Annotated in this window: 12 protein-coding genes, 6 tRNA genes and 1 pseudogene; 9 read left to right on the plus strand and 10 right to left on the minus strand. The window is 75.6% G+C overall.

The window, feature by feature from the left end; translation table 11 throughout:
• Window positions 1-11: 11 nt before the first annotated feature.
• Complete coding sequence (locus tag ACZ5GH_RS07000; RefSeq protein WP_387750789.1) at window positions 12-470, minus strand: hypothetical protein; 459 nt, start codon at window positions 468-470, stop codon at window positions 12-14.
• 110 nt (window positions 471-580) lie between these two features.
• Between ACZ5GH_RS07000 and ACZ5GH_RS07005 the strand changes: the two genes are divergently transcribed.
• Window positions 581-1,081, plus strand: a complete 501-nt coding sequence (locus tag ACZ5GH_RS07005; RefSeq protein WP_464333724.1) for a DsbA family protein — start codon at window positions 581-583, stop codon at window positions 1,079-1,081.
• Window positions 1,082-1,093: 12 nt separating this feature from the next.
• Here ACZ5GH_RS07005 and ACZ5GH_RS07010 read toward each other — a convergent pair whose 3' ends face one another.
• From ACZ5GH_RS07010 to ACZ5GH_RS07020, 3 genes are all read right to left on the minus strand, one after another.
• Complete coding sequence (locus tag ACZ5GH_RS07010; protein WP_464333725.1) at window positions 1,094-1,939, minus strand: GNAT family N-acetyltransferase; 846 nt, start codon at window positions 1,937-1,939, stop codon at window positions 1,094-1,096.
• A 61-nt stretch (window positions 1,940-2,000) separates the two neighbouring features.
• Entirely contained in the window at window positions 2,001-2,831 is an 831-nt protein-coding gene (locus ACZ5GH_RS07015) for an aminotransferase class IV (protein WP_464333726.1), read from the minus strand.
• Window positions 2,832-2,858: 27 nt separating this feature from the next.
• Window positions 2,859-3,944: a chorismate-binding protein gene (locus ACZ5GH_RS07020; protein WP_387750778.1), complete on the minus strand. Its 1,086-nt coding sequence runs from the start codon at window positions 3,942-3,944 to the stop codon at window positions 2,859-2,861.
• Between the two features lie 320 nt (window positions 3,945-4,264).
• On the opposite strand from ACZ5GH_RS07020, the gene ACZ5GH_RS07025 reads away from it, so the two are divergent.
• The 6 genes from ACZ5GH_RS07025 to ACZ5GH_RS07050 all read left to right on the plus strand — a co-directional run bounded on the left by ACZ5GH_RS07025 (window position 4,265) and on the right by ACZ5GH_RS07050 (window position 4,897).
• Window positions 4,265-4,337, plus strand: a tRNA-Gly gene (locus ACZ5GH_RS07025).
• A 40-nt stretch (window positions 4,338-4,377) separates the two neighbouring features.
• Window positions 4,378-4,451 (plus strand) — tRNA-Cys (locus tag ACZ5GH_RS07030).
• 32 nt (window positions 4,452-4,483) lie between these two features.
• Window positions 4,484-4,555: transfer RNA gene (locus tag ACZ5GH_RS07035), tRNA-Val, on the plus strand.
• Window positions 4,556-4,596: 41 nt separating this feature from the next.
• Window positions 4,597-4,668 (plus strand) — tRNA-Val (locus tag ACZ5GH_RS07040).
• A 44-nt stretch (window positions 4,669-4,712) separates the two neighbouring features.
• Window positions 4,713-4,784: transfer RNA gene (locus tag ACZ5GH_RS07045), tRNA-Val, on the plus strand.
• 41 nt (window positions 4,785-4,825) lie between these two features.
• Window positions 4,826-4,897 (plus strand) — tRNA-Val (locus ACZ5GH_RS07050).
• A gap of 285 nt (window positions 4,898-5,182) precedes the next feature.
• Here the strand turns inward: ACZ5GH_RS07050 and ACZ5GH_RS07055 are convergent.
• Complete coding sequence (locus tag ACZ5GH_RS07055) at window positions 5,183-5,383, minus strand: hypothetical protein (protein ID WP_387750775.1); 201 nt, start codon at window positions 5,381-5,383, stop codon at window positions 5,183-5,185.
• A 406-nt stretch (window positions 5,384-5,789) separates the two neighbouring features.
• On the opposite strand from ACZ5GH_RS07055, the pseudogene ACZ5GH_RS07060 reads away from it, so the two are divergent.
• Window positions 5,790-7,076 (plus strand): annotated as a pseudogene (locus ACZ5GH_RS07060) (serine/threonine-protein kinase); the annotation flags it as partial.
• A 797-nt stretch (window positions 7,077-7,873) separates the two neighbouring features.
• Here ACZ5GH_RS07060 and ACZ5GH_RS07065 read toward each other — a convergent pair.
• Window positions 7,874-8,686, minus strand: a complete 813-nt coding sequence (locus tag ACZ5GH_RS07065; protein ID WP_464333727.1) for a TrmH family RNA methyltransferase — start codon at window positions 8,684-8,686, stop codon at window positions 7,874-7,876.
• 89 nt (window positions 8,687-8,775) lie between these two features.
• Here ACZ5GH_RS07065 and ACZ5GH_RS07070 point away from each other — a divergent pair, with 89 nt between their 5' ends.
• Entirely contained in the window at window positions 8,776-11,514 is a 2,739-nt protein-coding gene (locus tag ACZ5GH_RS07070; RefSeq protein WP_464333728.1) for a SpoIIE family protein phosphatase, read from the plus strand.
• Window positions 11,515-11,582: 68 nt separating this feature from the next.
• Here ACZ5GH_RS07070 and cobA read toward each other — a convergent pair whose 3' ends face one another.
• The 4 genes from cobA to ACZ5GH_RS07090 all read right to left on the minus strand — a co-directional run bounded on the left by cobA (window position 11,583) and on the right by ACZ5GH_RS07090 (window position 19,386).
• A complete protein-coding gene (gene cobA, locus ACZ5GH_RS07075) occupies window positions 11,583-12,830 on the minus strand; it encodes a uroporphyrinogen-III C-methyltransferase (RefSeq protein WP_464333729.1) in 1,248 nt (415 codons plus the stop codon).
• A 106-nt stretch (window positions 12,831-12,936) separates the two neighbouring features.
• Complete coding sequence (cobT, locus tag ACZ5GH_RS07080) at window positions 12,937-16,872, minus strand: nicotinate-nucleotide--dimethylbenzimidazole phosphoribosyltransferase (RefSeq protein WP_464333730.1); 3,936 nt, start codon at window positions 16,870-16,872, stop codon at window positions 12,937-12,939.
• Between the two features lie 484 nt (window positions 16,873-17,356).
• Entirely contained in the window at window positions 17,357-18,613 is a 1,257-nt protein-coding gene (gene cbiE, locus ACZ5GH_RS07085) for a precorrin-6y C5,15-methyltransferase (decarboxylating) subunit CbiE (protein WP_464333731.1), read from the minus strand.
• A 137-nt stretch (window positions 18,614-18,750) separates the two neighbouring features.
• Complete coding sequence (locus tag ACZ5GH_RS07090) at window positions 18,751-19,386, minus strand: GNAT family N-acetyltransferase (RefSeq protein WP_387750756.1); 636 nt, start codon at window positions 19,384-19,386, stop codon at window positions 18,751-18,753.
• Window positions 19,387-19,532 lie beyond the last annotated feature (146 nt).

Genomic DNA, 19,532 nt, shown 5'->3' on the forward strand with positions numbered 1-19,532 from the left:
GGCCGTCCCGCTCAGATCCCGCGCTTGCGGAGGATCTCCTCGATGTCGGCGAAGTCGCCGAGGCCGTCCTCGCGCTTGCCCGCGGCGGGCTTCTTCGCGGCCCTGGGCGTCGGCGCCACCGCGGGACGCTCGGGCGCCGGCCCGGCCGCGGCCGGGCGCTCCGGGGCGCCCTCCACCGCGCCGCCCCGGCGGCCCACCCAGCGGGTGGTGAGCAGCAGGGCCGCGGAGACGCCGAGCAGCGCGATGCCGGTCCACACCCGCGGGTCGAGGACCAGCTTGGTCGCCCAGTCGGTGAACTCCCGGCCGATCGTGCTCGCCAGCGGGAACAGGCCGGTCAGGTAGAGGCCGGCGGGCAGCAGGGCCACCGCGAACCAGCGGGTCGCCGACAGGAAGCGCCGCCGGTAGGCCCGCAGCCCCGCGAAGGCCACCCCGCCCGCGGTGAGGATGAAGCTGATCGACGCGCTCAGCACGGGGCCGCTCCTTCGGGTCCGGTCGTCCTGGTCATCGGTGCCTTCCTCTCGGTCCGCCCTCGGGCGCACCTCCGGCCGGAGCGGGCGCCCACTAGTGGAACACTGGGGGAATGATCGATGGTTCCCTCCCCCGCCTCGAGTTCTGGTGCGACCTCCAGTGCCCGGACTGCCACACCGCGCTGGACGACGTACGGGCGCTGCGGGCGCAGTACGGCGACGCGCTGAGCGTGGAGCTGCGGCACTTCCCGCTGGAGAAGCACAAGCACGCCTACGCCGCCGCCGAGGCGGCCGAGGAGGCGTTCGCGCAGGGGCTGGGCTGGCCGTTCGTGGAGGCGCTGCTGGCCCGCACCGCGGAGCTGGAGGCGCGCGGGCAGCAGGTGCTGCTGGAGGTGGCCCGGGAGGTCGGGGCGGACGTCGACGAGGTGGACACCGCGCTGATCGACGGCCGGCACATGCTGACCGTCGACGCCGACCAGGCCGAGGGCAAGGCGATCGGGGTCACCGGCACGCCGACGTACGTGATCGGCGGCAAGCGCCTCGACGGCGGGAAGAGCCAGGAGGGGCTGCGCGCCTCGATCACGGCCGTCATCGAGGCGGCGAAGTCCTCCTGACGCCACGTCGGGTCACAGCTGCTTGCCGTAGAGGCGCTCGGTGACCAGGTAGCCCAGCGAGGTGTAGAGCCGGACGGCGACCTCGTTGCCGGAGAAGACGTTGAGGCCGAGGTTCCGCACCCCGGCGGCCAGGCACTCGCGTTCGGCGACCAGCATCAGCGTGCGGCCGTGTCCCCGGCCCTGGTGGGCCGGGGAGACCTCGACCTTCATCACCCAGGCGAGCGGTTCGCCGTCCGGCAGGTCGCGCAGGCGCAGCTGCAGCCAGAGCAGGCCGTACGGCTCCTGCCCGCCCTCGCCGTACAGCCGGCGCACGACCGCGCCCGGGGCCTCCGGGTCGGAGGCGACCGGGTTCTCCCGGCCGGCGGCGGTGCGGGCGCGGGCCTGTTCCCCGGTGAGACCGGAGTCCACCATCGCGCCGACGTAGTCCTCCAGGGACCGGTCGAACCAGGCCCGGAGCTCGGCCGGCCGGTCGAACGGGCGCACGCTCAGCCCGGCCGGCAGGTCGGGGGCGGCGGCCAGGAGCTTGGACATGGCCAGGGCCCGCTCGGTGTACCCGAGGGTCACGGCGAGCCCGCGGGCCGCCGCGGCCGACTCCGGGACGGAGACGTCGACCCGGGTGCAGCCCCAGGTCCGCAGCACCTCCTCGGCGGCCAGCCCGCCGAAGGTGCCCCGGCCCCGGCCGCGGCCCTCGGTGATCTCCAACTCGGATATCCGGCCCCAGAGTCGGCCGCCCTGCGGGTCGGCGGTGGTGCGCAGCGCGCCGACCGGGTGGCCGTTCGAGAGGATCAGCCAGCGTCTGGTGCGGCCGCCGGCCGCGGTGGGTGTCTCCGGGCCCTCGGGGCGCAGCGTGGTGGTCATGTGGTGCTCCCTTCCCGTTGCCCGGAGGGTTATCCACGCGACCGGTGCGCTGCCCGGGGGATCACGGGTCGAGGTCGTCGCCGCTGCGCTCGGCGAAGACGGCCATGGCCTTGGCGGTGACGGGGCCGATGCCGGGCAGCTCGCGGTCGTCGACGCGGGTGACGGCCTGGACGTCGCGGGTGGAGGACGTCAGGAAGACCTCCTCGGCGTCCTGGAGGGCGCTGAGCGGGAGGTCGGCCTCCTCGGCGCCGCACCAGTCGACGACGAGCTGCCGGGTGATGCCGGCCAGGCAGCCGGAGGCGAGGGCGGGGGTGAGCAGGCGGCCGCCGAGGACCATGAAAACGTTGGAGCCGGTGCCCTCGCAGAGCCGGCCGGCGGTGTTGGCGAACAGGGCCTCGGAGGCGCCGGCGCGGTGGGCGGCGGCCAGGGCGACGACGTTCTCGGCGTACGAGGTGGTCTTGAGGCCGGCGACGGCGCTGTGCTCGTTGCGGCGCCAGGGGACCACGACGACGGCGGTCTCGTCGGGGCGGTGGCCGATCGCGTTGAGGGCGACGACCAGGGTCGGGCCGGTGGTGCCGCGCTCGGAGCTGAGCGGGCCGTTGCCGCCGGTGTAGGTGACGCGCAGCCGGCCGAGCGGTGCGGGGTTGGCGGCGAGGACCTGGGCGCAGGCCTCGCGGACCAGGTCGTGGTCGGGGTCGGCCAGGCCGAGGCCCCGGGCGGAGCGGGTGAGCCGGTCGAGGTGGCGGGTGACCGCGAAGGCGCGGCCGTCGACCGTCTTCAGGGTCTCGAAGACGCCGTCGCCGGTGGTGAGGCCGTGGTCGAGGACCGAGACGGCCGCGTCGGCGGAGTCGACCAGGGAGCCGTTGACCCAGCTCGTGGTGCGGTTGTGCATCAGGTGCTGCTCCTAAGCGGTAGGGGCTCAGGCCCCGGTCGGATCGGGTCCGCTGCCGGACCGGGCGCCGGGTTCGCTGCCCGACGCTATCGCGACCAGTCGGGCCGCCTTCAGTTCGGTTTCGGCCCATTCGCGTTCGGGGTCGGAGCCCCAGGTGATGCCGGCGCCGGTGCCGAAGCGCAGGACGGGTGCGTCGGGGTCCGTCCGGTCGATCCAGAAGGTGCGGATGCCGACGGCGAGTTCGGCCTCGCCGCGGTCGGCGTCGACCCAGCCGACGGCGCCGCAGTAGGGGCCGCGCGGGGCGGTCTCCAGGGCTTCGATGATCCGCAGGGCGCTGGACTTGGGGGCACCGGTGACGGAGCCGGGCGGGAAGGTGGCGGCGAGGAGCTCGGGCCAGCCGGCGCCCTCGCCGAGGGTGCCCTCGACGGTGGAGACCAGGTGGACCAGGCCGGGGTGCTTCTCGACGGCGCAGAGGTCGGGGACGGTGACGCTGCCGGTCTCGCAGACCCGGCCGAGGTCGTTGCGGACCAGGTCGACGATCATCACGTTCTCGGCGTGGTCCTTGTCGAGGAGGTCGTCCTCGGTGCGGCCGGTGCCCTTGATCGGGCCGGAGGAGACGGTGCGGCCGGTGCGGCGCAGGTAGAGCTCGGGCGAGGCGGTGGCGATCTCGACGCCGTGCCCGGGCAGGCGGACGGTGCCGGCGTAGGGCGCGGGGTTGCCGCGGGCGAGGAGGCCGGTGAGGGCGTCGACGTCGCTGTGGTCCGGGTCGGGCAGCGGCGCGGAGAGCACCCGGCAGAGGTTGGCCTGGTAGACCTCGCCGGCGGCGATGTGCTCGCGGATGCGGCGGACGCCGGCGGTGTAGGCGGCGCGGTCGAGGGAGCTGTGCCAGCTGCCGGCCTCGGGTCCGCGCCAGCCGGCACCGGAGGGCGGGGCGGGGGCGGGGCGGAGCCGGTCGAAGCGGGCGCAGGTGAGGCGGCCCTCGAAGTCGTAGGCGACGGCCCAGTAGCCGGCGGAGTCGAGGGCGGCCGGGTCCGAGGTGACGTCGCGCAGTCCGGTGGCCAGGCGGCCGCCGAAGCGGGCGAGCGGGGTGCGGGGGTCGGGGTGGCCGGACACGGTTCTCCTGCGCGGTGGTGCTGGGGGCGGTGCCTGAAGTGTAGGTCGGGGGGCGTGGGCCTTGAGCAGCGCGCGCCCCCGCGCGCGAGCAGCCGCGTGCGTCGCGTGGGTGTGCGCCGGGTGACCTGCGGATGATCCTCCGGGAGCGCCGCAGGTGGTGGCCGGTGACCGGCCGGGAGGGCTGACGGGACGGCACTCGCCGGTCATCCCCGCGGCATGCTGCGGGAACGGATTTTTAGCTGGCCCGGGAATCCGCTAGAGTTCAACACGTCGCCAGGGAGCGCAGCCGAAGAAAAGCGGTGAAGGTCCCCGGGAGACAGGCGGACGTGGCTCAGTTGGTAGAGCATCACCTTGCCAAGGTGAGGGTCGCGAGTTCGAATCTCGTCGTCCGCTCGATGGAGAACAGTGTAAGATCGTTCTTCATGCGTTGCCTGGTGGAGTGGCCGAGAGGCGAGGCAACGGCCTGCAAAGCCGTGTACACGGGTTCAAATCCCGTCTCCACCTCCAAGAGGTCCCCCGGTTCCACCGGGGGCCTCCCCGCGCGATTAGCTCAGCGGGAGAGCACTACCTTGACACGGTAGGGGTCACTGGTTCAATCCCAGTATCGCGCACGTCGGGTCCCCCGGGGTCTGCTGCACGACCGCCTCATCAGGCGCGATTAGCTCAGCGGGAGAGCACTACCTTGACACGGTAGGGGTCACTGGTTCAATCCCAGTATCGCGCACAGTAACGGGCCCTCCGGGGTCTGCTGCAACACCGCCTCATCAGGCGCGATTAGCTCAGCGGGAGAGCACTACCTTGACACGGTAGGGGTCACTGGTTCAATCCCAGTATCGCGCACGTCGGATCCCCCGGGGTCCACTGCATGACCGCCCTACCAGGCGCGATTAGCTCAGCGGGAGAGCACTACCTTGACACGGTAGGGGTCACTGGTTCAATCCCAGTATCGCGCACAGTGACGACCGGGGTCGTAGTCCGTGAGGACTGCGGCCCCGGTCTCTTTGCGTCCCCGTACGGATCGGGACGCGGAACTGCGGGGGGAACGGGAAGAGCCGCGTACGGACGCCCTCACCGACGTCCGTACGCGGCACCTCCGCCTGCCGGGGTGCTCTGCGCACCGCTCCCGCCCGTCCGCGAGTCATCGCGGCCGCGGCCTCCCCGGCGGCACCGTTCCCCGTCCCCAGGGGATCGGTGCCCGTCTTCGACCGGCTCGGGGCCGGTGTCCTTCTTCCTCCTGCTCAGCGGGTGACCAGATCGGCGAGGGCCTGCGCCTGGTTCGCCATCTGCTCCCACCCACCGAAGAGCAGCACCAGGAGCACGGCGCACGGCAGGGCCATGGCCAGCGCCACGGCGGGGTGCCGGGTGGGCTGCTCGGCGGACCGGGACTGGACGAAGGCCGGCCGACGGCGGCGGGAGGTTCCCGTGAGCTGCGGTGGCATGTCCTTGCTCCTGATCCGGTCGAGTTTGGCGCGGTGGACGGCTTACCTCGGGGGACGAGCTCCCCGTCCACCGCTGGACACAACGCTATGGGCCGGGGGCCCTGCGGACGTCATGCCGTCGTACTGTTCCTCGGACGTCCCGGAGGATGACGATGGGACTCGGGACGTACTACCGCAGGGGGACGGAACTCTCCTCCGACCCCCGAGGGAACCCTGAGGGGAAACCCCGAGACGCCCCTCGACGGCCCTGTGATCTGCAGGTCAGCGCACGATCCGACAATCGCACGGCGGCTTCAGGTGTTGCGTATCAGCACACCGCAGCGGGCAGTCCGTAAGCTGTGCCGGACAGGAACTGACGATGCCCCAACCGACGGGGCCTCACCCACCGGCTGACGGGGAACGAAACATGGCGATGATGCGGCTGAGGCGTGAGGACCCCCGCATCGTCGGGCCGTACCGCCTGCACCGGCGACTTGGCGCCGGCGGCATGGGCGTGGTGTACCTCGGGTCCGACCGCCGCGGACAGCGCGTCGCCCTCAAGCTCATCCGCGCCGAACTCGCCGAGGACCAGGAGTTCCGTACCCGCTTCGCCCGCGAGATCGCCGCCGCCTCCCGGATCCGGGGCGGCTGCACCGCGCGCGTGGTCGGCTCCGACATCGAGACCGACCGGCCCTGGCTGGCCACCGCGTACGTGCCGGGGCCCTCGCTCTACAAGCGGGTCGGCGACGAGGGGCCGATGAACTGGCCCGAGGCGGCCCGGATCGGGGCCGCGCTGGCCGACGGACTGGTCAAGGTGCACGAGGCGGGGGTGGTCCACCGGGACCTCAAGCCGTCCAACATCCTGCTCTCGCCCCGGGGCCCGCGGATCATCGACTTCGGCATCGCGTGGTCGCGCGGCGCCAGCACGCTCACCCACGTCGGCACGGCGGTCGGCTCCCCCGGCTTCCTCGCGCCCGAGCAGGTGCGCGGGGCCGCCGTCACGCCCGCCACCGACGTCTTCGCCTTCGGGGCGACCCTCGCGTACGCCCTCACGGGGGACACCCCGTTCGGGTCCGGGGCGTCCTCCGAAGTGATGCTGTACCGGGTCGTCCACGAGGAGCCCGACCTCTCGGCGGTACCGCCGCAGCTGGCACCGCTGATCCGGGCCTGCCTGGCCAAGGAGCCCGCCGAACGGCCCGGGGCCGCCGCGCTGCACGAGCGGCTCAGCGAGCTCGCGGCGCGCGGTACGGCGGCGGGGGCCTCCGCCGCCGGCACCCGCGGGGCGCGGCCCGGGCGGAACGCGCCGGCTCCGGCTCCGGCCCAGCAGGAGAACGGCCGTCAGGGCGTGCCCGCCCCCGGGCGCTCGCCAGAGCCGCCCGCCGCGGCGCGGGCCCGGGCGGCGGCGGGCCGACCCGGTGCGCAGGCGGCCGGGGCCGCCGGACGGCGCCCGCACGGCCCGGCCGCGCCCGCCCCCCGGTCCGAGGCCACGCCGGTGACCCGCCCGCTGCGGAAGCGTCCGGACCACCCGCAGACCCCGCCGCCGGCCCGCCCCGGGCCCCGTGACCGGGTGCGTCCCCGGGACCGCCAGCACACCCCCGTCCCCGGCGGACGGCCCGGCACCGCACGGCAGCGGCTGCTCCGGCAGCGGCTGGTGGTCTTCGTCACGGTGACCATCGGGGTGGCGCTGGCCATCGCGGCGGCGCAGGGCTGCGAGAACCGGGACGACCGGAGCGTGCGGCCGCCGACCGCGGTGGTGGCGAACGCCGGCTCCGGCAGCCAGCAGGCCGTACCGGGGACGTCGGCCGACGTCGCGCCACAGGCCTCGGCCGTACCGCTGCCGGCAGCCGCCCGCAGCGGCGCGGACGCCGGGCTGACGCCCCCGCAGGCGCCGGTGCCGGCCGTGGACTGGCCCAACCACAGCTACCCCGACGGGCCCGGCGGGCCCGCCGTCACCCTGCAGAACGGGCACTCCGTCGGGGCCGGGCCGCAGGTCGCGCTGAGCGCGGTGCTGCCGGCCCGGTACAAGGGCCTGCCGGCCGCGGTGGTCGTCCTGCGGCGCACGGAGGGCTCGGCGCCGGTCGACCTCGTCCAGCTCTACACCTTCGCCGGGGACACGCCGGTCGCCACCACCTCCCGCACCTCGGTGGCCGACCCGCAGGCGGCGGCCGGCTGGCGGTTGGAAGGCGGCACGGTCGTCCGCGAGGAGCGCTCGGCCGTCACCGGGGCCGTCTCCTCCACCCGCTACACCGTCCGCCCCGACGGCACCCTCGACGAGTCCTGGCCCGGCGCCACCACCCCGCCCCCGGCGGCCGCCCCGGCCCCGCCCACCTCCCCCACCGGCTGACGCCCACCGGGCTTGCCGCGGTGTCACGGCGTCGGGCCGGCACGAGAAGTCGGACGGGCCAGCCTCCGGCGTAGCCGAACAACCGCACACAGCACCCCGGCAGCGTAGGCGCGCCTGCATGAGAAGTCGGGTGGACCGACTTCTCGCGCGGTGCCGGTGCCGGCTGGTTACGGGGTGGGTGTGGTGACGGCGTAGAAGGCCACGGCTGCGGCGGCGCCGACGTTGAGGGAGTCGATGCCGTGGGCCATCGGGATCCGGACCGGGTGGTGGGCGGCGGCGATGGCGCGGGGGGTGAGGCCGTCGCCCTCGGCGCCGAGCATCAGGGCGGCCTTGGGCAGGCCGTGCGGGGTCAGGGTGTGGAGGTCCACCGCACTGTCGGCGGGGGTCAGGGCGAGCAGGGTGAAGCCGGCCCCGCGGACGGTGTCGAGGGCGGTCGGCCACGGGTCCAGGCGGGCGTACGGGACGGCGAAGACGGCGCCCATGGAGACCTTGACGGCGCGCCGGTAGAGCGGGTCGGCGCAGTCAGGCGAGAGCAGGACGGCGTCCATCCCGAGGGCGGCGGCGCTGCGGAAGATGGCGCCCAGGTTGGTGTGGTCGACCAGGCCCTCCAGCACGGCGACCCGGCGGGCCCCGGCGAGCACCTCGGCGGCGTCCGGGAGGGGCTTGCGCTCCATCGAGGCGAGGGCGCCGCGGTGCACGTGGTAGCCGGTGACGGCTTCGGCGAGCGCGGGCTCGACCACGTGGACCGGGGCGTCGGCCCCGGCGATGACGTCGCCCATCACCTCCAGCCACTTGGGGGTGAGCAGCATCGACCGCATCCGGTAGCCGGCGGCGAGGGCGCGGCGGATGACCTTTTCCCCCTCGGCGATGAACAGGCCCTCCGCCGGTTCGCGGCGGCGGCGCAGTTCGACGTCGGTGAGGCCGGTGTAGTCGGCGAGGCGGGGGTCGGCCGGGTCGGTGATGGTGCGGGGTTCGGACACCCTGCGATCTTGCCAAGCCGGGGCGGGGAAGGCCAAACGGCCGAGGGGGCGGGGTGGTCCCCGGCTGGCCATAGTGCAAATATGACCGTATGGCCCGTAATCCGGGTCGATCCTGGGCTCCGTCGGCCTCTGGCGCCACTGGCACCGCCGGCTCCCCCGGTGGGCGCCCACACGGTCGGCCACAGCTGCCGCGTGCGAAGCGGCGGTGGCCGGTGTGGCACCGTTCGGTGGCGGGGCAGGTCTTCGCGCTCCAGGTCCTGGTCGTGCTGCTGCTGGTGGTGACGGCCGCGGTGGCGCTGGTGGTGCAGTCGCGCAACGACGCCGAGCACGAGGCGCGCAACCGTTCGGTGGCGGTGGCGCAGACCTTCGCCAGTTCGCCGGGGATCGTGGACGCGCTGCGCTCCCCCGACCCGACGGCCGTCCTGCAGCCGAGGGCGCAGTCCGCGCGGGTCGCCTCCGGCGTGGACTTCATCGTGGTGCTGAACAACCAGGGCATCCGCTACACCCACCCGAACCCGGCACGGATCGGCGCGAAGTTCGTCGGCACCTACGAGCCCGCCCTGCACGGGCAGGTGGTGACCGAGCAGGTCACGGGCACGCTCGGCCCGCTGGTGCAGGCGGTGGTCCCGGTGTACGCGCCGGACAACTCGGTGGTCGGGCTGGTCTCGGCGGGCGTCACGCTGAGCAACGTCAGCAGCGCCAGTGAGCGCCAGCTGCCGGTGGTGCTGGGCGCGGCGGCGGTCGCGGTGGGGCTGGCCACGCTCGGGACGGCGCTGATCAGCCGGCGGCTGCGGCGCCAGACGCACGGGCTGGGCCCGGTCGAGATGACCCGGATGTACGAGCACCACGCGGCGGTGCTGCACGCGGTGCGCGAGGGCGTGATGATCGTCGGCGGGGACGGGCGGCTGCTGCTCTGCAACGACGAGGCGCGCCGGCTGCTGGACCTGCCGCCGGACGCCGAGGGCCGCCCGGTGAGCGGGCTGGGCCTGGAGCAGGCACCGCTGGGGCTGCTGACCGCCGGGCGCCCGGTGACCGACGAGGTGGTGCTGTCCGGGGAGCGGCTGCTGGCGGTGAACGTCCGGCTGATCGACCAGCCTGGCGGGCTGCCGGGCTGCGTCGCCACGCTGCGCGACTCCACCGAGCTGGCGGCGCTGTCCGGCCGGGTCGAGCGCGCGCAGCGGCGGCTGCGGCTGCTGTACGACGCCGGGGTGACGGTGGGCAGCACGCTGGACGTGACGCGGACGGCGGAGGAGCTGGCGCAGGTCACGGTGCCGCGGTTCGCGGACTTCGTCACGGTGGACCTGGCGGACCAGGTGCTGACCGGTGAGGAGCCGCCGGGCCCCTCGCTGGGGCGGATGCGCCGGGTCGCGCTGACGGGTGTGCGGGACGACGCGCCGTTCTACCCGGTCGGCACGGTGCTGGACGTGGTGCCGGCGACCCCGCTGGCCGGGGCCCTGGACAGCGGCGAAGCCGGCATGGAGCCGCGTCTGGCGGACGCCGACGGGTGGCGGGAGCAGGACCCGGAGCGGTCGGCGCAGGCGCTGGCGTACGGGGTGCACTCGCTGGTGCGGGTGCCGGTGCGGGCGCGCGGGGTGCTGCTGGGGGCGGTCCGGTTCTGGCGGGCGCAGCGGGCCGAGCCGTTCGAGGCGGACGACCTGGCGCTGGCCGAGGAGCTGGTGTCGCACGCGGCGGTGTGCATCGACAACGCCCGCCGCTACACCCGGGAGCACACCATGGCGGTGACGCTCCAGCACAGCCTGCTGCCGCGCAACCTGCCGCAGCAGACCGCGCTGGACGTGGCGCACCGCTACCTGCCGGCCCAGGCCGGGGTGGGCGGGGACTGGTTCGACGTGATCCCGCTGCCGGGCGCGCGGGTGGCGCTGGTGGTCGGGGACGTGGTGGGGCACGGGCTGCACGCGGCGGCGACGATGGGCCGGCTGCGCACCGCGATCCACAACTTCTCGACCCTGGACCTGCCGCCGGACGAGCTGCTGGGGCACCTGGACGAGCTGGTGAACCGGATCGACCAGGACGAGGTGGCGGGCGGCGGGCGCGCGGAGCTGGCCGGGGCGACCTGCCTGTACGCGATCTACGACCCGGTGTCGCGGCGCTGCACGCTGGCCACCGCCGGGCACCCGCCGCCGGCCGTGGTGGACCCGGAGGGCCGGGTGGTGTTCCCGGAGCTGCCGACCGGGCCGCCGCTGGGGCTGGGGGTGCTGCCGTTCGAGACGGCCGAGCTGGAGCTGGCCGAGGGCAGTCGGCTGGTGCTGTACACCGACGGGCTGGTGGAGGACCGGCAGCGGGACATCGACGAGGGGCTGGAGCGGCTGCGGGCGGCGCTGTCCGGGCCGCCGCGGTCCCCCGAGCAGACCTGTGCGGACGTGCTCGGGGCGATGCTGCCGGAGCACCCGCAGGACGACATCGCGCTGCTGGTGGCGCGGACCAGGGTGCTGGCGCCGGACCAGGTGGCGCAGTGGGACGTGCCGTCCGACCCGGCGGCGGTGGGCGAGGTCCGGGCCGCGGTGGCGGAGCGGCTGACGGCCTGGGGACTGGCGGAGGCCGCGTTCGTCACCGAGCTGATCCTCAGCGAGCTGGTGACCAACGCGATCCGGTACGGCTCCGGGCCGATCCGGGTGCGGCTGCTGCGGGACCGCGCGCTGATCTGCGAGGTGTCGGACGGCAGCAGCACCTCGCCGCACCTGCGGTACGCGGCGACCGAGGACGAGGGCGGGCGCGGGCTGTTCCTGGTCGCGCAGTTCGCGGACCGCTGGGGGACGCGCTACACGGCGACCGGGAAGGTCATCTGGACGGAGCAGCCACTGGAGTAGGCCCGCCGCTGCCCGGGGCGGCACCGGAGCGGGAAGCCGGGCCGGCCGGCTTCCCGCTCCGGACGGGCCTACGGCCGGAAGGCCGCGGCCAGCACGTCGACGACGTCGCCGACCACGATGACCGCCGGGGGCTTGACGCCCTCGGCCTCGACCACCGCGGCGACGGTGCCGAGGGTGGCGTCCACCCGGCGCTGGGCGGCGGTGGTGCCCTCCTGGACGACGGCGACCGGGGTGTCCGCGGGCCGGCCGTACTCGACCAGCCGGGCGGCGATCGCACCGATCTTGTCGACGGCCATCAGCAGCACCAGGGTGCCGCTCATCTTCGCGGCGGCCTCCCAGTTGGTGAGCGAGCGCTCGTCGTCCGGGCCGACGTGGCCGGAGATCACGGTGAACTCGTGGGTCAGGCCGCGGTGGGTGACCGGGACGCCGGCCGCCGCGGGGACGCTGATCGAACTGGAGATCCCGGGCACCACGGTGACCGGCAGCCCGGCCTCCGCGCAGGCCAGCAGCTCCTCGCCGCCGCGGCCGAAGACGTACGGGTCGCCGCCCTTGAGCCGGACCACGAACTTGCCGGCCTTGGCGTGCTCGATCAGGGTGCGGTTGATCGCCTCCTGGGCCATGAAGCGGCCGTACGGGATCTTGGAGGCGTCGATCACCTCGACGTGCTCGGGCAGCTCGGCGAGCAGCTCGCGCGGGGCGAGGCGGTCGGTGACGACCACGTCGGCGTCGGCGAGCAGCCGGCGGCCGCGCACGGTGATCAGGTCCGGGTCGCCGGGGCCGCCGCCGACCAGGGCCACGCCGGCGCCGTGCGAGCGGTACTGGCGGGCGGCCAACGAGCCGTCCCGCAGGCCGTCCACGATGGCGTCGCGCAGGGCGGCGGAGTGCCGCGGGTCGCCGGTGAGGACGGCGACGGTGGCGCCGGCGTCGCGGCCGCTGGCCGGGGTCCAGGCGGTGGCCGCGGCGGCGTCGTCGCTGCGGGAGCAGAACACCCGCTCGCGCTCGGCCTCGGCGCTGACCGCCGTGTTGACGGCCTGGTCGTCGGTGGCGACCAGGGCGTACCAGGTGTCGGCCAGGTCGCCGTCCCGGTACGGGCGGGCGTGCCAGGTGAGCTCACCGGCGTCGGCCATCGCCTGGACGGCCGGGGTGGTGGCCGGGGATATCAGGTGCAGGTCGGCGCCGGCGGCGATCAGGGCGGGCAGCCGCCGCTGGGCGACCTGGCCGCCGCCGACCACGACGACGCGGCGGCCGGCCAGCAGCAGGCCGACCGGGTAGGGGGTACGGCCCTCGGTGCTCGGGTGCGGGGTGGGCGCGGTCATCGGCGGTGCTCCTGATCGGGGTGAGGGTGTGGGGACGGTGCGGCACGTCACCGCTCCGCGGACCGGCGCGCCCTCGGGCCGGTCCGCGGAGCGGTGACGGGATGCGTCAGGCCTTCTCGGTGACCCCGGCGGAGTCGAAGGTGGCTACATCGTGCATCGCGCGGGCCGCGCTCTGCACCAGCGGCAGGGCCAGCAGGGCACCGGTGCCCTCGCCGAGCCGCAGGTCCAGGTCGATCAGCGGGCGCAGGCCGAGCTTCGCCAGCGCGGCCTGGTGGCCGGGCTCGGCGGATCGGTGGCCGGCGATGCAGGCGGCCAGCACCTCGGGGGCGATGGCCTTGGCGGCCAGCGCGGCCGAGCCGGCGATGACGCCGTCCAGGACCACCGGGGTGCGCAGCGAGGCGGCGCCCAGCAGGAAGCCGGCCAGGGCGGCGTGCTCCAGGCCGCCGACGGCGGCGAGCACGCCGACCGGGTCGCTCGGGTCGGGCTGGTGCAGGGCCAGCGCGGCGCGGACGACCTCGATCTTGCGGGCGTGGGTCTCGTCGTCGATGCCGGTGCCGCGGCCGGTGACCTCGGCCGGGTCGAGGCCGGTGAACACCGAGATCAGGGCGGCCGAGGCGGTGGTGTTGGCGATCCCCATGTCACCGGTGACCAGCGCCTTGTTGCCCGCCGCGACCAGGTCGCGGGCGGTCTCGATGCCGACCTCGATGGCCTTGAGGGCCTCCTCGCGGGTCATCGCCGGGCCCTGGGTCATGTCGGCGGTGCCGGGGCGGACCTTGCGCGGCAGCAGGCCGGTGGCCCGGCCCTGCTGGACGGCGTCCGGCAGTTCGGCGGCGACGCCGACGTCGACCACGCAGACCTCGGTGCCGATCTGCTTGGCGAAGGAGTTGATCACCGCTCCCCCGGCCAGGAAGTTGGCGACCATCTGGGCGGTCACCTCCTGCGGCCAGGGGCTGACGCCCTGGGCATGCACGCCGTGGTCGCCGGCGAAGATCGCCACGCAGGCGGGCTCCGGGATCGGCGGCGGGCACTTGCGGGACAGGCCGCACAGCTGGGCGGAGATGATCTCCAGCATGCCGAGCGAGCCGGCCGGCTTGGTCATCCGCTTCTGCCGGTCCCAGGCCTCGCCGAGCGCCTTGGCGTCCAGCGGGCGGATGCCGCGCAGCGTCTCGGCGAGCAGGCTCTGCGGCTCCTCGCCGGGCAGCGCGCGGTTGCCGTACTGCTCCTCGTGGACGACCCAGGACAGCGGGCGCTTCTTGGCCCAGCCCTGCTGCTCCAGCTCGGGCTCGCCCGGGAACTCGTCGACGAAGCCGACGCACAGGTAGGCGACGACCTCCAGGTGCTCGGGCAGTCCGAGCTCGCGGACCAGTTCCTCGTCGTCGAAGAAGCTCACCCAGCCGACGCCCAGGCCCTCGGCGCGGGCGGCCAGCCAGAGGTTCTCCACGGCCAGGGCGGCCGAGTACGGGGCCATCTGCGGCTGGGTGTGGCGGCCCAGGGTGTGCCGGCCGCCGCGGGTGCGGTCGGAGGTCACCACGATGTTGACCGGGGTGTCGAGGATGGCCTCGATCTTGATTTCCTTGAACTGCTTGGCCCGGCCCTTGGGCAGCGAGTCCGCGTACGCCTCGCGCTGGCGCTCGGCCAGGGCGTGCATCCGCCGGCGGGTCTTGGCCGAGCGGATCACCACGAAGTCCCAGGGCTGCGAGTAGCCGACGCTGGGCGCGGTGTGGGCGGCCTCCAGGACGCGGATCAGCACCTCGTGCGGGATCGGGTCCGGGCGGAAGCCGTTGCGCACGTCGCGGCGCTCGCGGATCACCTGGTGGACGGCCTCGCGGCCGGCCTCGTCGAAGCCGGGGGCGGCCGGGCCGCGCGGCTCGGCGGGCTCGGTGGGCTCGGCGGCTTCCTCGGGCTGCTGCTCCGACTGTTCCGGCTGCTCCTGCGCCTCCACTGCGACGGGCTGCTCGGCGGCGGCCTGGTCCTCGGGGGCGTCGGTGGCGTCGGTGGCCTGGGGGGCTTCGGCGGGCTGCGGGGCTTCGGCGGCGGGCTGCTCGGCCGACTCGGCAGCGGGCTCGGCGGCCTGTTCCTGGGCGGGCTCGGCCTCCTGGGCTGCGGCGGGCTCCGCGACGGCGGCGGGCTCGGCCCCGCCCTCGGCCGGGGGCTGCGCCTGCTCGGCGGCCTGCTCCACGGGGGCCTCGGCCTCCGGGGCGGCGGGCTGCTCGGCGGCGCCCTCGGCGGGTGCGGCCTGCTCGGCAGGCTCCGCGGCCTCGGCGGCGGCCTCCTCGGCGGCTACGGCGGGCTGGGCCGCCTCCGCCTCGGGGGCGGCCTCGGCCGGAGCCTCGGCGACCGGCTCGACGGCGGCGGTGGCGTCGGCCTCCGCGGGCGCCTCGACGGCCTGCTCCGCGACCGGCTCCGCGACCGGCTCGGCGGCCGCCTCGGCCGGGGCCTCGGGCTGCTGCTGCGGCTGCTCGGCCTCGGCGGCGGGCTCGGTGACGGCCTGCCCGGAGGGCATCTCACCGGTGCCCGCGGCGGTCTCGGCGACCGGCTCGGCGGCCGGCTCCACGACGGCCTCCGGCGCGGTCTCGACCGGCGGGGCCTGCTCGGCGGCGGCGACCGCCTCGACGGCCTCGGCAACCGGGGCGGCCTCGGCGGGCGCCACGGCCTCGGCGGCCTGAGCGCCCTCCACGACCCCGGCGGCCTGCGGCGCGTCGGCGGCCGCTATGGGGACGGGCTGCTGCGGGGCCGCCTCCTCGACGACCGGAGCCTGCTCGGCCGGCGCCACCTTGGGCAGGCCGTGCGGGGTGGGCGCGGCGAGGAAGGCGGAGATCCGGCGCGGCTGACCGGCCGGGGCGGCGGCCTCGGGCTGCTCGGCGGGCACCGCGGCGCCGTCGGTCGCGGCACCCTCGGCGACGACGGCCTCGGCGACAGCCGGCTCGACGGCGACGGCCTCGGCGACGGGTGCGCCGGCCGCCTCGGCCACCGGCTGGACGGCCTCGCTCTCGGCCTGCGCCTGGGCCTGGGCCTGCTCGGCCACCACGGCCTGCGGCGCGACCTCGCCGGCCTCGACCGCCTCGGCGGCGGCCTGGGGCGCCGTCACGTCCTGCGCGGGCTGGGCCGGAACGGCCTGGAGGGCCTCCGGCGTCTCCACGACCTCGATCACCTCGATCGCCCCGACCATCTCGACGGCCGGCACGGCCTCGACCGGCGGCGCGGCCAGCGGCACCTGCTGGGCCTGCTGGAAGTCCTGCGGCAGCTGCTGCCCGTCCGCGACCGGAACGCCCGGAGCGACCGGCGCCACCGGGACGGCGGCCTGCGGCGCGACGGCGGGAGCCGGGGCGGCGGCCTCGGCCATCGGCGGACGGCCGACCACCGGGATGCCGTGCGCGGGCGTGCCGCCCTGCGAGGGGCCGCGGTCGGCCAGCGAGCGGACCGGCACCTGGCCGGTCATCAGCGACGGGTCCGGGATCGGCGGGCCGGCGTGCAGCGGTCGGCGCGGCTGCTGAGCCTGCGTCACCGGCTGCTGCGGCTGCGTCTGGACGGGCTGCTGCTGGAGGGCGTGCTCGGCGCCGAGCGCCGGCGGGTCCACCGGCGGCCAGGACGGCTCGACCGGCATGCCGTCCTGCGGCGCGAGCGGCACCTGCTCGGCCGGGACGGCCGCCGGCTCGCCCCAGGAGCCCTGCGGGCCGGGCATCAGCAGCACGTCGTCCTCGTCGTCCAGGCCGTCCGGCGCGTCGGGCTGGTCGAGGAAGTGGAAGGCCGGGCGCGGGGCGCCCTGGTCGACGGCCCAGCCGTCGCCGGGGTGGCCGGGCTGGGGCACGCCGGGAACGCCGTAGCCGTGCTGGGCCTGCGGCGGGACGACGCCCGCGCCCGGAGGCACCGCGCCGGGGACTCCGCCGATCGGGGCCGCCTGGCCGGGGATCAGTCCGCCGTCCGTCGCGACGCCCTGGAGGGGTGCAACGCCCGCGACGCCCTCCGGTCCGCCGAGCGAGTCCGGCCCGGCGTGCAGGTGCTCCGGCAGTCCCTCGCCCGGGACGTGGCCGCCATCGGTCATTGTCAAAGCTCCTTCCAGGCCGCTGCCGCGCCCTCGGCGACACGATCACCGATCGCAGCGCCCATCCGCACGGGCCGAACCAGCACCGACCCGCCCCTAACCACACGCGGCCGCCGCGCCGTGGCGCTGCGGCCCAAGTCCATCCGGTGCGCTGCGGCACCCCGGGGTCCGGCGCACCGCCCGTACGGGGCGGCACATCGTCTGAAACAACGACAACCCGGAGCAACCGGCACGACCGCACCGGACCCTACGGCATTCTCCAGGTCCGGCACGAGGCCCGTCGAATTGCCCACACTCCGAGCGGAACCGGATTGCACCACGTCAAAAAGGTGACAAACCGACCGAATCGGGTGGGTCGCCGACCGACGCGCCGCCCAGGACGTCACACTACCGGCCCGGCGCGGTCACCTCTCGAATCGGTGTCCGGATGCGACCTGGATCACCGTCGACGCCACCGGACGGTCCCGGCGCGCGCCCACGGCCTTCACACGATCTGCTCACCCCAGAACACCAGCGCGCCGGTTCCGCCCGCCCCCGGCGCCAGCCCGTCGCCGCTCCCCACCGGCCGCAGCGGGGTCGACTGGAGCAGCGCGCCGTCCGCCCGGTAGCCGGCCCCGGCGATCGCCCGGTGGACCTCCTCCGCCTCGGCGAGGGTCCGGGGCAGCGCGACGAACCGCTCGGGCCGCCGGGCCAGCACCGCCCGCACCACGTCGAGGCCGCCGGACTCCACCACCGCCGCGTCCGGCTCCGGCAGGCCGCCCAGCACCTCGGGGCCGCTCCCGTACACCGTCTCCACCTCGACGCCGTAGCGGCGGGCGTTGACGGTCAGCCGGGCGCAGGCCGAGCGGGAGCCCTCCACCGCGACCACGGCGGCGCCGAACCGGGCCGCCTCCACCGCGAGGGCGCCGCTGCCGGCGCCGACCGACCAGACCAGGTCCCCGGGACGCGCACCCAGACGGGCCAGCACCAGGGCGCGCACATGGGCGGGGAGCACCTCCGGCACGCCCGGTTCGTCCTCCGCGCGCCCGGCGCCCGCGTAGGCGTCACCGGGGAGTGCCCAGCCGCGGTCCGCGCCGGGGTAGCCGACCGGGCGGCCGGCGAGCCAGCCGGCCGCCTCGTCCACCCCCGCGGTCCGGGCGCCGCCGCCGATCACCAGCACCACGTTGGGGTCGCGCCACACGTGGTCGGCGATCCGGTCGGAGGTGAGGACGGTGACGTCCTCGTCGGGGGTGCCGAGGGCCTCGCAGACCACGAAGGTCCGGTGCACCCCGCGCAGCATCAGGGCGAGTTCGGCGGGCCCGGCGCCCGGCGCGGTGAGCACCGCGACCTTGGGGTGGGCCCGGCAGATGTTGGCCGCGCGGCGCAGCCGTCCGCCGTGCACGCTGACCACCTGGGCGTCCTCCCAGGGCATGCCGGCCCGGGCGAAGGCCGCGGCCACCGAGGAGACGGCGGGCAGCACCTCCAGTTCGAGGCCGTACTCGGGGCGGCGCAGGGTGCGCACCACGCCGAAGAAGCCCGGGTCGCCCTCGGCGACCACGACGGCGGCGCCGCGGTGCTCGGCGATCCTGCGGGCGGCCTCCCGGATGTTGCCGAGGGTGATCCGCTCGGCGGACTCCGGCACCGGGAGCGCGTTCAGTTGGTAGGGGGCGCCGGCCACCAGGGTCGCCGCGGCCAGGGCCGCGCCGGCGGCCTCGGTCAGCGGTGTGCCGTCCCACCCGATGACCGTGATCCGGTCAGCCATCTGCGGCCGTTCTCCCTCGACTCGGTGTGCCACTCGATCCGCCGTCGTGCGGTGCCGGTCCAGAGGCTACCGGGTGTGATCCCCGAGGACCCGACATCTCGCACGGATGTCCGCGCAGGGAGAACGGACGGCGCGGCTCAGTCGCGCAGCACGTACCGGTGGTCGCCGTGCCAGCCGTCGCGGTGCAGTTCGGGTGATTCCAGGTCCTCCGGGAGCAGGCTCCACAAGATGAGGTCGCTGCGGCTCTCCTCGACCACCTCGCCGGACTCCCCCCGGACTATCCAGGCGCTGCGCAGCACGCCCTCGCTGATGCCGCCGATCTTCTGGGCGACCTGCTGGGCGGCGGTGTTCCCGGCGGCGGTGCGCAGCTCCAGGCGCAGGAAGCCGCGGTCCTCGAACAGCCACTGGGCGACGCCGAGGACGGCCTCCGGGGCGTAGCCCTCGCCGCGCGCCCAGACGGCGGTGACGTAGGAGATCTCGGTGCTGCGCAGCCGCCAGTCGGTGTTGCGCAGCTCGACCAGACCGACCAGGCGCTGGGTCAGGTGCTCGGTGACGGCGAAGACGATGCCGCGTCCGGCGGCCCGGTGGGCGGGGGCGAGGGTGCGGGCGAGGTCGGCCGCGTACTCCTCGGTGAAGGGGTGCGGCAGGTCCGTCCAGGCGAGGACGAGGTCGTCGGCCATCATGGTGGCCAGGCCGGGGGCGTCGTCCTCCGCCAGGGGCCGCAGCAGCAGCCGCTCGGTGCTGATGGCGGTCTCGGGGAAGCTCGCTGCCATGCCGTCTCTCCTCGCCGGGTCGTGAACACAACACCGTACGCCTCCGTCGTGCCCCGGGTGCCACGCGGTGCGCCGCCCGCACGACGGTACGTCAGAACGCGGTCGGCCGGAGTGTCCCTGCTGCATACTGCCCGACCGGGCCCCCG

It is taken from the genome of Kitasatospora sp. Xyl93, assembly GCF_055383135.1.